The sequence below is a fragment of the Bordetella sp. MIP270_01_BMS genome, from assembly GCF_054958705.1.
In genome coordinates this window covers 3,157,210-3,172,987 of record NZ_CM143297.1, presented here as the reverse complement: position 1 = coordinate 3,172,987, position 15,778 = coordinate 3,157,210, and the positions used below count along the sequence as shown (strand labels likewise).

At 66.3% G+C, this 15,778-nt stretch carries 14 protein-coding genes; 9 read left to right on the top strand and 5 right to left on the bottom strand.

Going from position 1 to position 15,778, the window contains the following annotated elements; all coding sequences use genetic code 11:
• Positions 1-35 precede the first annotated feature (35 nt).
• The 5 genes from ACV17W_RS14860 (at position 36) to ACV17W_RS14840 (ending at position 5,446) form a co-directional block, all read left to right on the top strand.
• Positions 36-1,022, top strand: a complete 987-nt coding sequence (locus tag ACV17W_RS14860; RefSeq protein ID WP_462593098.1) for a Bug family tripartite tricarboxylate transporter substrate binding protein — start codon at positions 36-38, stop codon at positions 1,020-1,022.
• 61 nt (positions 1,023-1,083) lie between these two features.
• Complete coding sequence (locus ACV17W_RS14855) at positions 1,084-2,046, top strand: Bug family tripartite tricarboxylate transporter substrate binding protein (RefSeq protein WP_462593097.1); 963 nt, start codon at positions 1,084-1,086, stop codon at positions 2,044-2,046.
• 147 nt (positions 2,047-2,193) lie between these two features.
• The gene (locus ACV17W_RS14850; RefSeq protein ID WP_462593096.1) at positions 2,194-2,958 is read left to right on the top strand and encodes an HpcH/HpaI aldolase family protein; all 765 of its coding nucleotides are present in this window, start codon (positions 2,194-2,196) and stop codon (positions 2,956-2,958) included.
• 16 nt (positions 2,959-2,974) lie between these two features.
• Positions 2,975-3,868 (top strand): LysR family transcriptional regulator, encoded by an 894-nt coding sequence (locus ACV17W_RS14845; protein WP_462593095.1) that lies wholly within the window; start codon positions 2,975-2,977, stop codon positions 3,866-3,868.
• Between the two features lie 90 nt (positions 3,869-3,958).
• The gene (locus ACV17W_RS14840; RefSeq protein WP_462593094.1) at positions 3,959-5,446 is read left to right on the top strand and encodes a M81 family metallopeptidase; all 1,488 of its coding nucleotides are present in this window, start codon (positions 3,959-3,961) and stop codon (positions 5,444-5,446) included.
• On the opposite strand, the gene ACV17W_RS14835 is transcribed toward ACV17W_RS14840, so the two are convergent.
• The gene (locus ACV17W_RS14835; protein ID WP_462593093.1) at positions 5,443-5,913 is read right to left on the bottom strand and encodes a tRNA (cytidine(34)-2'-O)-methyltransferase; all 471 of its coding nucleotides are present in this window, start codon (positions 5,911-5,913) and stop codon (positions 5,443-5,445) included. The two genes, ACV17W_RS14840 and ACV17W_RS14835, sit on opposite strands and share 4 nt — an antisense overlap.
• 214 nt (positions 5,914-6,127) lie before the next feature.
• Here ACV17W_RS14835 and ACV17W_RS14830 point away from each other — a divergent pair, with 214 nt between their 5' ends.
• Positions 6,128-7,606, top strand: coding sequence for an aldehyde dehydrogenase (locus tag ACV17W_RS14830; protein WP_462593092.1), 1,479 nt, complete (start codon positions 6,128-6,130; stop codon positions 7,604-7,606).
• 7 nt (positions 7,607-7,613) lie between these two features.
• On the opposite strand, the gene ACV17W_RS14825 is transcribed toward ACV17W_RS14830, so the two are convergent.
• Positions 7,614-8,381 (bottom strand): ComF family protein, encoded by a 768-nt coding sequence (locus tag ACV17W_RS14825; protein ID WP_462593091.1) that lies wholly within the window; start codon positions 8,379-8,381, stop codon positions 7,614-7,616.
• Positions 8,382-8,456: 75 nt separating this feature from the next.
• Between ACV17W_RS14825 and ACV17W_RS14820 the strand changes: the two genes are divergently transcribed.
• Positions 8,457-9,389, top strand: coding sequence for a methyltransferase domain-containing protein (locus ACV17W_RS14820; protein WP_462593090.1), 933 nt, complete (start codon positions 8,457-8,459; stop codon positions 9,387-9,389).
• 11 nt (positions 9,390-9,400) lie between these two features.
• Here ACV17W_RS14820 and ACV17W_RS14815 read toward each other — a convergent pair whose 3' ends face one another.
• Both ACV17W_RS14815 and ACV17W_RS14810 read right to left on the bottom strand, forming a co-directional pair.
• Positions 9,401-10,645, bottom strand: coding sequence for a YbdK family carboxylate-amine ligase (locus tag ACV17W_RS14815; RefSeq protein ID WP_462593089.1), 1,245 nt, complete (start codon positions 10,643-10,645; stop codon positions 9,401-9,403).
• A 401-nt stretch (positions 10,646-11,046) separates the two neighbouring features.
• Entirely contained in the window at positions 11,047-12,024 is a 978-nt protein-coding gene (locus ACV17W_RS14810) for a LysR substrate-binding domain-containing protein (RefSeq protein ID WP_462593088.1), read from the bottom strand.
• 127 nt (positions 12,025-12,151) lie between these two features.
• Between ACV17W_RS14810 and ACV17W_RS14805 the strand changes: the two genes are divergently transcribed.
• Both ACV17W_RS14805 and ACV17W_RS14800 read left to right on the top strand, forming a co-directional pair.
• Positions 12,152-13,150: a Bug family tripartite tricarboxylate transporter substrate binding protein gene (locus ACV17W_RS14805; protein WP_462593087.1), complete on the top strand. Its 999-nt coding sequence runs from the start codon at positions 12,152-12,154 to the stop codon at positions 13,148-13,150.
• Between the two features lie 9 nt (positions 13,151-13,159).
• Complete coding sequence (locus tag ACV17W_RS14800; protein WP_462593086.1) at positions 13,160-14,281, top strand: mandelate racemase/muconate lactonizing enzyme family protein; 1,122 nt, start codon at positions 13,160-13,162, stop codon at positions 14,279-14,281.
• A 22-nt stretch (positions 14,282-14,303) separates the two neighbouring features.
• Here the strand turns inward: ACV17W_RS14800 and ACV17W_RS14795 are convergent, their stop codons facing one another.
• A complete protein-coding gene (locus tag ACV17W_RS14795) occupies positions 14,304-15,773 on the bottom strand; it encodes a TrkH family potassium uptake protein (RefSeq protein WP_462593085.1) in 1,470 nt (489 codons plus the stop codon).
• Between the last annotated feature and the right edge of the window lie 5 nt (positions 15,774-15,778).

Sequence of the window (15,778 nt, the reverse complement as noted above, 5' to 3'; positions counted from 1 at the left end):
GACAACTAAATGCTTTACAACACGGAGGAGACAACATGACAAAGAGAGCATTTTTTCCCACCGGGGCGCGGCTGCTCGCCGCCATGGTGCTGGGAATATGGGCGGTGGCCGCGACGCCATCACAGGCCGCGAGCTACCCGGACAGGCCGGTACGGCTGGTAGTGCCCTACCCGCCCGGCGGCGTCACCGATACGCAGGCCCGGCTGCTTGCACAGAAACTGGGAGAGCGATGGGGCCAGACGGTCATCGTCGACAACAAACCCGGCGGCAATACCGTCATTGCGACGCAGCAGGTGACGTCTGCCGCGCCCGACGGCTACACCCTGCTGCTCACGGCCATGCCCGTGGCGCTGAACCCGCTGTTTCTGAAGCTGCCCTACGACACCGAAAAGGATCTGGCGCCGGTGACGCTGCTGACATCGGCACCCAATGTGTTCATCGTTCCGCCCAGCCTGGGCGTCAAGACCGTGGCCGAATTCGTCGACAAGTTCAAGGCCGACGGACAGAAACCCGTGCTGTTCGGGTCCGGGGGCACGCTTTCATTTACGCACCTGGGAGGGGTGCTGTTCTTCAGCCGCTCGGGCATCAAGTACCAGCATGTTCCGTACCGCGGCAGCGCGCCCGCGCTGCAGGACCTGATCGCCGGGCGAGTGGATGCGCTGTTCGACAACGGCGCGCTGCAGCACATCAAGGCGGGCAACGCCATTCCGTTGGGCGTGACCTCGTCCAAAAGACTGCCCTGGCTGCCTGATGTGCCCACCATTGCGGAGCAAGGCTTCCCGGGCTTCGACGCGGCCGCATGGTTCGGGATTTTCACGCGAGCAGGCACGCCGCCGCAGGTAATCAATCAACTGGCAGAGGATATTACCTGGGCCATCCGTTCGCCTGATGTTGCGGAAAAGCTCGCGCTGGCGGGCGCGATTCCGGGCGGCGGAACGCCAGCGGAATTCCGGGCATTTCTGGATGGCGAGGTGGCGCGCTGGACCAAGATCATCAAAGAAGAAAACATCACCATCGAGTAGCTGCTCGCTTATCCTGCCATCCAAAACATCCATAAGCTGATAAAACAATCGGAGCAATAAGATGAAAATCAGTATCGCCAGTGTGGCCATGATGCTGCTGGTCGCGGCAAGCAACACCTTCGCACAGCCTTGGCCTAACCGAACCGTGAGCTTTGTGACCTCTTCCGGCCCGGGGGGCCAGAGCGACTCGGTACTGCGCCAGTTGGCCAGTGAACTCGAGAAGCGGCTGGGCCAATCGTTCGTCGTGCAAAACAAGCCGGGGGCCAACACGACGATATCAGTTCAGTATGGCGTGCGTGCGCGGCCAGATGGCTACACCTTTCTGTTCGCCGGCATGGGTGGCCATGCGCCCGTCTTCACCAAACATAATTCGGCACTGCTCAACGAAGAAATGACCCCGGTGGTACAGGTCTACTCGACGGACTGGTTCATCGCGGTGAGAAGTGCCCTGCCGGTCAAGACATTCGCCGAGCTGGTCGAGTGGTCGCAAACGAACGACCTGAAAGTCGGAAGCGCCACGCCGGGCGTCGTACTCGGCTTGGCAATGCTGAACAATGTGCTGGTCAACAGCGGCAGCAAGCCTTTGAAGTACCGCATCATCCCCTACCGAACCGATCCGGCCGTGCTGGTCGATATGCTGGCGAATCAGATCGACCTGACTTTTGTATCGCCCTCTCCGCTCATCCCCTATCTGAAGGACGGCACCGTGCGCGCGCTGGCCACCAGCGGGAAGGTCCGGTCCGAGCTCATGGGCGACGTCCCGACGCTTTCTGAGATGGGCGCCGACTACACCATGATGTGGGATATCGGACTCTGGGCCCCCAAGGGCACGCCACAGGAGATCGTTGACAGACTCAACGCCGAAGTCCGGCAGATTTCAGTGACGCCGCAGTTCCAGGCGCGCTTGAAATCGCTGGGCGTCAAGGCAGAAAGCGGCACGCCGCAAGACCTGCTCGCGAACTACGAGAAGGCGCTGAAGTTCTGGAAGAAAGGCGCCGAGCTCGCCGACTTCGAACCCATTTGAAGGCTGTGCGCATTCGATGGGCTGCCCCGCGCGTCGGGTCGGCCGTCTCGCCATGTACTTCGGGCCGGCTCGCCGGCCTGCCTTTCCATCAAGGTTCCGACCAGGGGCAGAGCGATGCAAGACCAGGCACCCGTAAGCACTCCATTCATGCACCTTGCCGAGCGTCTGGCCAACGCCGGACAGGCAATCACTGCATGGGTCACCCAGGCCCCCGAGTTGGGACCCCTCCTGGCCAGGCTGCCGTTTGCCGCGGTGGCCTACGACCTGCAACATTCGCGTCTGGATATGGCCGATGTCATGCGCGCCATACCCGAGGTTGCCGCAGCGGGCAAGCCGGTGATCGTGCGCGTGCCCGTCGACTGTCTTGCATGGTCGTCGCGGCTGCTGGACGCTGGCGCGTCATGCATCATTGCGCCCATGATCGCCGACGCGCAGCAGGCGCGGCAGTTCGTCGGATACTGCAAGTACCCCCCGACGGGGGAACGAAGCTGGGGGCCTTTTCAGTCCGTGGCGCTGAGCGGGTTGACACGGCAGCAGTATCTCGAGGCAGCCAACCGCTACAGCCTGGCCATCGCCATGATAGAAACCCAGGATGCGCTGGATCGCATCGATGAAATCCTCGCGGTCGAAGGCCTGGACGGCGTCTTTCTTGGGCCCACAGACCTGGGCATCAGTCTTTCCGGTGGCCAGAGGGTGGATGACCTGTCCGCAGTGCAGGAAGCGATGCAGCGCGTTGTGGCAGCATGCCGGAAAGCAGGCAAAATCGCCGGCGTGTATTGTCTGACTGATTCCTTCGCACGCACGGCGTCCGAATGCGGTTTTACGCTGCTGGCGCTGGGAAGCGACAAGGATTTCATGATAAAGGGGGGGCTGGATGCGCTGAGGGGTGCGCAGGGCGATCCGGCCGGCTAGAGAGTCGAGGCAAAAATTGCGAGATACACATCTTCGGGATTTTCTTGCTGTGGTGCAGGCGGGCAGTGTCCGCGCGGGTGCAGCCGCCAGAGGCGTCACACCGGCGGCCATCAGCCGCAACCTGGTGGCGCTTGAACGAGACTGCAAATCGACCCTGCTCATCCGCGGTGCGCGAGGCATACAGCTAACCGATGCCGGCAGGCTGCTGCTGCGCCGGGCCCGGGTGGTCGTCTCTGAGTTGCGCAGGGCCGAAGAAGAGCTCGCCGCACTGACCCAGGCGCACACGCCGCGGGTGGAACTGGCCATTTCCAATGTGGCCGAGGCCATGCTGCTTCCTGCGGCGTTGCAACGCTACCTGCCCCGCTATCCGTCCGCCCAGGTCCAGATCATCGGCGCGCCCTTTATGGAAGCACTGTCGATGCTGCGCGAAGGGCAATGCGATTTTGCCGTCGGCACGGCAGAGCCCGATGACCTGCCGGACGACCTGTCGCTCGAACGATTGTTCAGCGTGGACCTCATCGTCATTTGCCGCAAGGGCCACCCGATGGCCAACGCCACCGATCTGCGCGACCTGGCAGAGTTCGGCTGGCTCGGCGCCGGAAGCGAGGCAGAACGCATTCTGGCAACCGCATTCGAAGAGGTGGGCGTGACGCCGTTTCCCTGCCGGATCAGACGCGGGTCGATCCTGGGCATGGTGTCACTGCTCATCAGCTCCGACTACCTCTCGGTGGCGACCCCGCAAACCGTCAAGGTGTTCCACGACGCCGGGCTCATCGACGTGATCCCGATCCCGCTGGCATTTCCACCCATCATCCAGTATCTGGCCTCGGTGTCCCACCGGCCGCTTACGGCTGCCGCGGAATCGCTGGCCACCGAGATCCGGCGCGTGGCGTGGAGCTACAGGCGCTGAACCGTCGGCGGCATATCTCCGGTAATATCGTTGTGCCTGTGCCGCCCGGCGGCCATCATGGCCGCGGGCACGCCTGCCGTGGAGCCGCCCATGAAGGTCCTGATCGCCCGCCTGAATCACGAAACCAACACGTTTTCGCCGGTACCCACGCCACTGTCCGCGTTCGGTGAGAACGGGCCGGACTACGATGGCGATGCCTACCGGGCCAATCAGGGCCAGCGCACGGCGATGGGCGCGTTCATCGACCTGGCCGAAGCGCGCGGCGCCGAACTGGCGACGCCGGTATCGGCGTGGGCCTACCCCAGCGGCCCGGTGTCGGCCGACGCATACGACGCCATGTGCGCGCGCATCATCGCTGCAGCGCCCGGATGCGACGCCATCCTGCTGGACCTGCATGGCGCCATGGTGGCCGAGCATTGCGATGACGGCGAAGGCGATCTGTTGCGGCGCCTGCGCGCCGCCGCTCCCGGCGTGCCCATCGGCGTAGCGCTCGATCTGCACGGCAACGTCACGCAGGCCATGATCGATAACGCCGACGTCATCGTGGGCTTCAAGACCTACCCCCACGTCGACATGTACGAAACCGGCGAACATGCGGGCCGCCTGCTTTTCGGCATGCTGGACGGCACGAGCCGGCCGGCCATGGCGTGGCGCCAGTTGCCATTGATGACGCACACACTGCGTTCGGCCACCGACCAGGGCGCCATGCAGGCGGCCGTCGAAGCGGCGCGCGAACTCGAAACACGCGGACTGCTGGCCGTGTCGGTACTGGCGGGGTTCAGCCTGGCCGATATCGAGCGCCCCTGCATCAGCGTCATCGCCGTGGCCGACGGCGACCTCGCCGCGGCCGAAGACGCCGCGTCCCGCGTGGCCGACCAGATCTGGCGCGAGCGCGACGGATTCGTTTATCGCAGCGAACCGCTCGATGCCTCGCTGGGCCGGGCGCGCAGGCTGGCGACCGGGCAAACCCGCCCCGTACTGCTGCTCGACCATGGCGACAACTGCAATTCCGGAGGCACCTGCGATACGACTGCGGTACTTGAGGCCGCGCTGGCGCAAGGGCTGGAAGGCATCGTGGCCGGCCCGCTGTGCGACCCCGAGGCGGTGGCGCAATTGACCGAAGCCGGCGAAGGGGCGCGCGTTACGGTGCAGGTGGGCAACAAACGCTCGCTGGCGCATCTGGGCATCCGGGCGCAACCACTGGCGCTGCAGGGTGTCGTACGCACGCTGACCAACGGCCAGTATCGGATCAGCGGCCCCACCTACACCGGCATGCTGTGCCATATGGGGCGCACGGCGGTGCTCGATACAGGCGCGCTGCGCCTGGTGCTGTGCGAGCGTCCGCACGAACCCTGGGATCTTGGCGTGTTCGAAAGCGTGGGAATCGATCCGCGCGATGCCCGATACCTGGTGCTGAAGTCGCGCATGTACTGCCGGCCGGTGTTCGTACCCATTTCGGCGGGGCTGGTCGAATGCGACAGCCCAGGCCCCACCACCTCGGACTACTCCCTCTTTCCCTATCGCAAGCGCGCCCGCCCGCTTTATCCGCAGGAACCCGCCGAATACACCGGCCGCTAGGCAGCGCCCTCGTATCCTTGCTGGCGCCATGCCTCGAACACGGTCACGGCCACCGCGTTCGAAAGGTTGAGGCTGCGTTGACCCGCCCGCATCGGTAGGCGCAGACATTGTTCGGGCGTGAACAGGGCCATGTGCTGGTCCGACAACCCGGCGGTTTCGCGGCCGAACACGAACACATCGCCGGGGCTGAACGCAGTGTCGGCCACGCTGCGTCGGGCCCGGGTGGTCAGGGCAAAGACGCGATCGGGCGCAGCGCCGGTGGCAGCCAGGGCCAGCGGCAGGGTGTCATGCACCTGTACGGGCTGCCATTCGTGATAGTCGAGCCCGGCGCGCCGCAGGCGCGCGTCGTCGAGCTCGAACCCCAGCGGACGCACCAGGTGCAGCTGGGCGCCGGTATTGGCACACAGACGGATGGCATTGCCCGTGTTGGGCGGAATTTCGGGACAGACCAGTACGACGTGAAACATGGGGTGCATCCTGCGCGCGGCCGGGCCGCGGTAAGTTGACCGCTATTGTGCCAGGGTGGCGGCCGGGCTTGCGCCGGCGCTAAGCGGCACTTTCACAAAAATGAAGCGCATTCGCCGGACACGACGTACTCACGGGGGCGCGCTTGCGCCACAATGAACGGTTCCATACAGCGCGGCCGCCGGGCCGGCCATCAAAAACATCACGGAGACAAACATGAAACGCTACCAGCTCTATATCGATGGCCAGTACGTCGACCCCGCCTCCGGCGAATGGTTCGAATCCGACAACCCCTGCGACGGCAAGGCCTGGGCCAGCATACCCAAGGGCAACGCCGACGATGTCGACCGCGCGGTACAGGCCGCCCATCGCGCTGGCCGTACAGGCCCGTGGGCCAGCTACACGCCGAGCCAGCGCGGGCAGTTGCTGCACCGCCTGGGCGACCTCATCGCCCGCGAGGCCGAGGCGCTGGCGCGTATCGAAGTGCGCGACAACGGCAAGCTGTATGCCGAAATGGCCGGCCAGCTCAAGTACGTACCGCAATGGTTCTATTACTACGGCGGCCTGGCCGACAAGATCGAAGGCACGGTGCCGCCCATCGACAAGCCCGGGCACTTTGGCTATACCCGTCGCGAGCCGCTGGGTGTGGTTGCTGCCATTACGCCGTGGAACTCGCCCCTGCTGCTGACGGCCTGGAAAATCGCCCCGGCGCTGGCCGCCGGCTGCACGGTGGTGCTCAAGCCTTCTGAATTCACGTCGGCGTCCACGCTGGAATTCGTCAAACTGTTCGAGGAAGCCGGCTTTCCGCCCGGTGTGGTCAATGCGGTTACCGGATTCGGCGCCGAAGTGGGCACGCCGCTGGTCACGCATCCGCAGGTCAGCAAGATTACATTCACGGGCTCTGATGCCACCGGGCGCCTCATCAATGAGCAGGCGGCTCGCCACTTCAAGCACGTCAGCCTCGAACTGGGCGGCAAGTCGCCCAACATCGTTTTCGACGACGCCAACCTGGACGATGCCGTGAACGGCGCGGTGTCCGGCATTTTCGCCGCCACGGGTCAGACCTGCATTGCGGGTTCGCGGCTGCTGCTTCAAGACACCATCTATGATGCCTTTGTCGAAAAGCTGCTGGCGCTGGCGCGCACCGCCCGCATGGGCGATCCGATGCAATCCGATACCCAGGTCGGCCCGATCACCACGCCGCCGCAATATCGCAAGGTGCTCGAGTACATCGACATCGCCCGCAACGAAGGCGCACGCCTGCTGCTGGGCGGCGAAGCGGTGCGCGAAGGCCCCTGGAAAGACGGCCGTTTCATCATGCCCACGATATTCGGCGACGTCGACAACCAGATGCGCATTGCCCAGGAAGAAGTCTTCGGCCCCGTGCTTTCCATCATTCGCTTCAAAGACGAAGAAGAAGCCGTACGCCTGGGCAACGATGTGCGTTTCGGCCTGGGCGCCGGCGTCTGGACGCGCGACATCGGCCGTGCCCTACGCATGGCCGAGCGCATCCAGTCGGGCACGGTGTGGGTGAACACGTATCGCCTGGTGAGCTACCTGATGCCATTCGGCGGCTATAAAGATTCGGGCCTGGGCCGCGAAAGCGGCATCGACGCCATGCGCGAATACCAACAGGTCAAGAGCGTGGTCATCAACGCGGGATCACCCGTCGGAAATCCGTTTGTGATGCGCTGAACGGCGTTCAGCGAACGCCGCCCACACGGCGCAGCGGCGTGCGGGCGGCCACGAGCACGAGCACTTCGGTGGCGCCGGCCTGCAGCAACGCGCGGCTGGCGGCATCCACGGTGCTGCCGGTGGTCATCACATCGTCGACCAGGCCTATGGCGTGGCCAGCCACCGGACGCGTGCAGTCGAAGAGCCCCGCCGCCCCCTGCCGGCGCGCCTGGAGGCTCCCGGCGGCTTGCCGCGGGCCTTCGCGCACGCGCCGCAACAGCCCGCGGCGCAGGGGCCTATGCAGAAGCAGGGCAAGCGCGGCGGCCAGTTCGGCAGCCGGATTGAAGCCGCGACGCCGCAATGAGGCCCGGCTCGACGGGATGGGAACCAGCACCAGGCTCTCGGGCAGGCCGGGCGCCTGGACTGCGACCTGCTCGGCAAGCAGGCGCGCCAATGCCGCCGCCAGCCCAAAGCGCCGTTCTGCCTTGTAGCGGCTGATCAAGGTATCGAACGGCGGCTCGTAATCGAAAGCCGCCACGACGCCCGCATAGGCCGGAGCGGCTGCGACGCAGGCCGGGCACGATGACGCCGAGGCGCTCAGGCGCAGGGCGCAGCGCGGACAGCGCGCCGGCGCCTCGCGCATGGTGAGCGAAATATCGACGCTGCAGCCCGCACACAGCAGCCCGCCCGCAGCGCGCGCTTCGCACAGCGGGCAATCGGAGGGCAGGCGCGATACCAGGCGGCGCACCAGCGTCATCGGCAGCAACAGGCCCGGATGAGCAATAATGGAAGGCATGACGGTCGGCGCAGAGACGATCGGCCGATATCACATCACGTTTCTCCAGTGCCGCCCCCCGGCTGCGCGCTCCTCATGTCACAGCCTGCCTCCGCATCCCCGCCTGCCCTGCCCCTGGTGCCCGCCCACGTCGTGCAGCAGTTCTCGCGCCGTGGCGACCTGTCCGAAGCACAGTTCCTGTACGGCGAAGTTGCGCGCCGCATGCTCGGCCGGTTGCAGTACATACGGTTGCAACCCGCCGCGCTGCTGGACGCCGGCTGCGGGGCCGGCGACAACCTGCCGCTGCTGCGCGAACGCTACCCCGACGCGAGCTACCTGGGCCTGGACGCCAGCGACGCAGTGCTTGCCCACGCACGCCAGCGCCATGAGATCGCCGGCGTGGCGCGGCTGCTGGGCAGGCTCAGGGGCAAGTCGGCCCAGGGCCCCCGCTTTGTGTGCGCGGACCTGGCTCACACCCATCTGGACGCTGAGTCGCTCGACATGGTGTGGTCGAACCTGGCGCTGCATTGGCACCCGACGCCGCATACGGTGCTGGCCGAATGGCGCCGCGTGCTCAAGGTGGGCGGCCTCGCCATGTTTTCGTGCCTGGGGCCGGGCACCCTGCGCGAACTGCGCCAGGCGCTGTCCGACGCGGGGCTGCGCACCGCGACCCCCTCGTTCGTGGATATGCACGACTTTGGCGATCTGCTGGTGGAAAACGGTTTTGCCGACCCGGTCATGGACCAGGAAACCCTGACACTGACCTATCGCTCGGCGCAGCGCCTGCTGCAGGACGTGCGCGCCCTCGGGGGCAACCCGGCCCGCCACCGGCGCGGCGGGCTGGTCGGACGCAGCTGGCGCGATCGCCTGTGCGCGGCGCTCGAGGCGCAGCGCAATGCGCAGGGGGTGATTCCGCTGACGATCGAGGTCGCCTACGGCCATGCCTGGCGTGCCGCGGCACGCCGCAGCGCGCCAGGCGAAACCCGGCTGTCGGTCAGCGCCATCAAGGGACGCCGCACCGACCTCTAGACCCCCTGCCCTCAGTGCAGGCGTTCGGGGTGCCAGCCAGGGTTCCGGCCGGCCTCGGGAGCCGCCAGCGCCTGTACTTCATGCACGGGCTCGGAATTGGCCCGGATGCGCCGGCGCGGGATTTCGGTGGCAGCCGTCGGCTCGCGCTCGCCGCGCCAGGCGCGCGTCATGGTTTCCACCACCAGCGGCAGGTCGCGTACGCGATGGAACTGGCCGCGCAGCCAGCGGGCGTCGTTGCCATTGCGTATGGATTCATCGCGCAGCGCGCTCAGCACGTCGCTGGTTCCCAATTCTTCGGCAATCGGCATCAGCCGCTGGAACAGGCTGCGCATGTGGTCGATCAGGCGCAGCCGCTCGCCGGCGGGCGTGACATAACTGCCTTGCAGACCGAAGCGGCACGCCTGGAAATGGTTGCTGCGATAGGCCAGCCAGGCGGCCGCAGGCGGCTCGGGCTCGCGGGTGACCAGCACCGCCAGCGCCTGGGCGAACGCCGCCAGCTGGCAGGCCCGCTCCACGGAGAGCGGGGTATCGCAGACACGGATTTCCACGGTCCCGAATTCGGGCTTGGGACGGATATCCCAGTACAGGTCTTTGATGCTTTCGGCCAGACCAGTGGCGCGCAACTGCGCAATATGGGCTTCGAAGCGATACCAGTCGGTGATGTCGGCGGGCAAATGGCCAGCCAGGGGGAAGCTGCTGACCGCGTTCAGGCGGCAGCACGAAAACAGCGTGTCCACCCCTTCGTAATAGGGCGACGAGGCCGACAGAGCGATGAAGTGCGGCACGTACGGCGACAGGCCGCGCACCAGTCGGATCGCGGCATCACCGGACGCCACACCCAGGTGGATATGCTGGCCGAACACGGTGAACTGCCGCGCCAGGTAGCCGTACATTTCGGCCAGGTACTGGAAACGCGGCGTATCTGAAATCGAGCAGTCCTGCCAGCGCATGAAGGGGTGGGCCCCGCCGCCCGCCACCGAGACGCCGACCGCGTCGGCAGCCAGGCACAGGGCATCGCGCATTTCGCGCATTTCGGCCAGCAGGCCGATGGGGTGTTCGTGCACCGAAGAATTCAGTTCGATCATGGACCGGGTGATCTCGGGTTTGACCCGGTCGGCGATCGGATGGTTGGCCATCTGGGCGAGCAGTTCGTCGGCCGCGGGGGCCAGGTCGAAGCTGCGCTGGTTGATCAGTTGCAGCTCGAGTTCGATGCCAAGCGTGTTGGGGGCGGACGAAATGAACGGAATCTGTTCCATCTCCGACTCCTTAAGATAGTTGGTGGGAGCGCGCCGTTCGGCCTTGAAGCCCGGCAGCTTCCCGGGGGGCACTAGACGGCGTCTTATGAGCGCATGATAGCCGCAACTTTATGTCGGGAAGCGTCGAAATCGTGACAATTGTGCGCAACTTAACGCTGCGGTACGTTTTCATCTGTGACGACCTTGTGAGTAAGCACTTACAGTCCAATATTGGCGCGGCCTGCAGCGGACAACCCCGCGCTCAGGGGCGAAAAAGCTGGTGTCTCGACCGGGGATGGGATAACCCTAATCCGGGAAATCCCGGGCATTTTGCGGCCCCGGGTTTAACGGCGCGTGACCGTTAGCAAACCGCATGCCTGGCCGGGGGCCGCCTCCAACCGGCGCACTGGCGCCGGCACGGGCTAGTCGGACTGGGGACCGCGCAAGGCCCGGAGCAGCCGCAACGCCGGTTCGAATCCGGCCGCGGCCTTCAAGGTGAAAAACGAAAGCTGGGCGCGGCCGGCGGCCAGGTCGCGCCCGCGCAGGACGCGCAGGTCGAGGCTGTCGCGATACTGCGCCACCAGGCGGTCGGGGCCGATGCCGAGCATGTCGCCGGCCGCGACGATGTGCACCCCGGTATGGATGGAAGTACACACCAGGCGGGGGCGCGGCGCGACCAGCCCGTGGTTGAGGAACAGACGCTGGTAGGCCGCATAAGTGCGCGACCCGGGCTGCGGCACCACCCACGCGGCGTCAGCCAGGTCGGCGATGCGCACCTGCCGGCGTACGGCCAGGGCGTGGCGCGCCGATGCGAACACCTGCATTCGGCCGGGCCAGAGAGGCGTTATCCGGAAGAGTTCCAGATTGACGGTGGCGGCGATGGTCTCGTCCAGCCAACTGACGACGCAGTCCAGTTCACCGCCGGCCAGCGCCTTGAGCAGCGTCAGCGCCTCGGCTTCTTCGATCTGCATGTATGGCAGCGCGTGGGATTCCTGCATTTTCACGAGCGCGGCAGGCATGGCGCTGAAACCCACCAGTGGGACGCAGCCCACGCGCAAGGTCGGCACCTGGGCCGGATGCCGCGCGGTACCTATGGCGGCTTGCACCGCCGCAAGCGCGATGACCAGCCGTTCGCGCGCCTGGCGCCCCGTCTGGGTCAGGCGCGCGCCACGGGCGTCGCGCTCGACCAGGCGCGCCTCGAAAACGTCTTCGAGTTCACGCAGCAGCAGCGTCACCGCCGGCTGGCTCAGACCCAACTCGCGAGCCGCGGCGCCCAGCGAACCTTCGCGATTGATGATGTCGAGCAGGCGCAGGTGACGCAGCCTCAGCCGGTCGAGCCGATAGGCGGCCGATGGCGACGGGGCAGTTGCGGGGGGCGGCTTCGAGCTCAGGCTGCTCATATGAATATTGTATGAGCTAATGAAAATTACATAATTGAAGCTGAATGCTGCCCTGCCGATAATCCGTGCCTGATGGAAGCCCGGCCAGACGAGACATCACAGCGGCGCACCCGCACCAGGAGACAACATGAGCAAACCCTACGCCCCCACCCGGCGGCAGTTCGTGCAAGGCACGCTGCTGGCCACCGCCGCGCTCGCCGCAGGCCGCGCGTCTGCGCAGCCCGCCTACCCCAGCCAACCCATCAGGCTTGTCGTGCCGTTCTCGCCTGGCGGGGCCGTGGACATTTATTCCCGCATCGTCGGGCCGGAGCTGAGCCAGGCATTGGGCCAGACCGTCATCGTCGAGAACCGGCCGGGCGCCAGCGGCAATATCGGCGCCGAGATGGTCAAGCGCGCGCCGGCCGACGGGCACACGCTGCTCGTGGGCAATATCGCGATCCTGGGCATCAATCCGGTCGTGTACAAGAACAATCCGATCGACCCGCTCGCCGACCTCACGCCGATCACCAAGACGGTCAACGTGAACTACGTGCTGGTCATCAATCCCAAGGTGCCCGCCCGCACCGCGCAGGAACTGATCGCCTACGCCAGGGCGAACCCGGGCAAGCTGACGTATGGGTCGTCGGGCACGGGCAGCATGCAGCAGATGGCGGCCGAGCTGTTCCAGACCCGCACCGGCACCAAATTGCTGCATGTGCCCTACAAGGGCACGGGCGCGCTGGTCGGCGACCTGGTGGCCGGCCACGTCGACCTCATCTTCGCCGACCAGGGGTCGATGATGCAGCAGGTCAAGGCAGGCAAACTGGTGGCGCTGGGCGTCTGCGGCCTGGCACGCCGCCCCGAATATCCCGAGCTGCCCACCATCGCCGAAGCCGCCAACCTGCCCGGCTTCGAGGCCGTTGCGTGGCAGGGCCTGGCGGGCCCCGCGGGCCTGCCCGCGCCGATCGTTGAACAGGTGAACCGGGCCATCAACAAGATCCAGGCCGACCCGGCCATCGCCGCCAGGCTGGCCGAAGCCGGCCTCACGCCGGACGCCGGCACGCCCCAGGCCTTTCGCCAGTACATCGGCGCGGAACTGGAGAAGTGGCGCAAGGTCGCAAACGACATCGGCATTTCGGTCGAATAACGGGCTGCCATGACCGTAACGAAAGTCGAATGCTGGGTATACCGCGCGCCCATCGAGCAACCGGTAGCCGCCGCCGTCGGCAGCATGACCAACCGGCCCGCCGTCTTCGTGCGCGTCAGCGCCAGCGACGGGGCGTGGGGCTGGGGCGAAGTGTTCTGCAATTTCCCTACGGTGGGTGCCGAGCACCGTGGCCGCATCGTGCGCGAAATCATCGCGCCGCTGGTGGAAGGCACGGCCAGCGACCAGCCCGCGATGACGTGGGCCGACCTGACGCGCCGCTTGCGACGCATGGCCCTGCAGGCCGGCGAGCCCGGCCCGATGGCGCAGGCCGTGGCCGCCATCGACCAGGCCTTATGGGATATGCAGGCGCGCCGGGCCGGCCTGCCGCTGTGGCGCCTGCTTGCCGCATCCGACCAGGCCACGGGCCGCGTGCGCCTGTATGCCAGCGGGCTGGGGCCCGCTCACGTAGCCGACACGGCCCTGGCCAAGCAGGCGCAGGGCTATACCGCCTTCAAGTTCAAGGTCGGCTTCGATGCCGAGAAGGACCTGGCCGACTTCGAGGCCATGCGGGCCGCCCTGGGACCCGATGCCCAGATCATGGTCGATGCCAATCAGGCCTGGGAACCGGCCACCGCCGCGCAGCGCATCGAGGCGCTGGCCCGATACGAGCCTTTCTGGATCGAAGAGCCCATTGCCGCCGACGAATCGCTGGACGCGTGGCGCAGCCTGGCGGAAACGTCGCCGGTTGCGCTGGCCGCGGGCGAGAATCTGCGAGGCCACGACGAATTCACCGCCGCCATCGGCAACGGGCATCTGCGGTTCCTGCAGCCCGACGTGGCCAAATGGGGGGGCATCACCGGCTGCCTGGCCGTGGGCCGGAAAGCCGAACAGGCCGGCCTGGTGTGCTGCCCGCACTGGCTGGGCGGCGGCATCGGCCTGGCCGCATCCCTGCACCTGCGCGCCGCGCTGGGCCCCGGCGGGCTGGTGGAAGTCGACGCCAACCCGAATCCATTGCGCGAAATGGTGTGTCCGCTCGGCACGCTGGAAGACGGCTGGCTCGGCCTGCCCGACGCGCCGGGACTGGGCGTTGAACCGGACCTGACGGCCCTGCGGCGGTATCAAGTGGGCTGAAGGCAGGCCAGCGCCGCTGCCTTCATTTGCGCCAGAACATCGGCGTGAACAGCACCACGACCGTCAACAGTTCCAGCCGCCCTATCAGCATGGCGAATGTGCATACCCAGGTCTGGAAGTCGGACAGGACGGCGTATGTGCCCATGGGCCCGACCGGGCCCAGGCCCGGCCCCGTGTTGTTGATGCTGGCGAAAACGGCGGAGAACGCGGTGATGGGATCGAGCCCCGAGACCAGCAACAGGCTCGTCAGCACGCCGATGGACAGGCCATACACGAGCATGAACGCCAGGACCGACGCCATGACGCGCTGGTCGACCAGGCGCCCCCCCATGCGGATGGGGCTGACCGCATTCGGATGCAGCATGGTGACGAGTTCATTGCGCGCCTGCTTTACCAAGAGCACCGCACGCACCATCTTGATGCCGCCGCCTGTGGATCCGGCCGACGTCACGAAGCCCGACAGCAACAGCATGGTAAGCGGCGCCACCAGCGGCCAGGCGGCGTAATCGACGTTGGCGAAGCCGGTCGTGGTAGCCACCGAAATGGTGTTGAACATGCCAAAGCGCAGCGCCTGCAGCGGGTCGGCATAGACCCCGCGAAAGTACAGGTAGCCCGATATCACCAGGCCTGCTCCCAGCATGATGGCCAGATAGGGAATCGTTTGCGGGCACACCAGGTAGGCGCGCAGGCGCCCCTGGCGCAGCGCGCTGAAATGCGTGGCGAAGTTGATGCCGGCCAGGGTCATGAAGACCATGGCCACCATTTCCACCGACACGGAATCGAAGTATGCGAAGCCTTCATCCCGGGTGGAAAAGCCTCCCAGGCCCATCGTGGTGGCGGTATGGCACCAGGCATCGAACCAGCTCATCCCCACCGCGCGATACGCGACCAGGCACAGCAGCGACAGCCCGAAATACACCGCGTAGAGCGCCTTGGCCGTGCTGGCGATGCGGGGCGTCAGCCGTTCATCTTTCATGGGGCCCGGAGTCTCGGCCCGCACCACCTGGTGGCCGCCGACCCCCAGCAGGGGCAGGATGGCCACCGCCAGGACCAGGATGCCCAGCCCGCCGATCCAGACCAGGGTGGCGCGCCACAGGTTGATCGACGCAGGCAGCTGGTCGAGATTCAGCAATACGGTGGCGCCGGTCGTGGTGAGCCCCGACATGGCTTCGAAATAAGCGTCGGTGAACGACAGTGGAATTCCGGCGCGATTGAAGTAGATGAGGAAAGGAATGGACGCCAGCAGCGGCAGGCTGACCCAGACCACCGACACCAGCAGGAAACCATCGCGCGCGTGCAGCTCGCTGCGACCCCGCCGTGTGGCCAGCCACGTGGCCCCTCCGGCGCCGAAGGCCAGCAGGAAACCGTCGAGGAATGCCGTGAACCCCCCGTCGTCGCCCAGGTAAGCGATGCCCAGGGGCAGCAGCAGGGTGAGCGAGAACACGACCATGGTCAGCCCCGCCACGTAGAAGGTAGCCAGCAGACGGTTCATGCGGA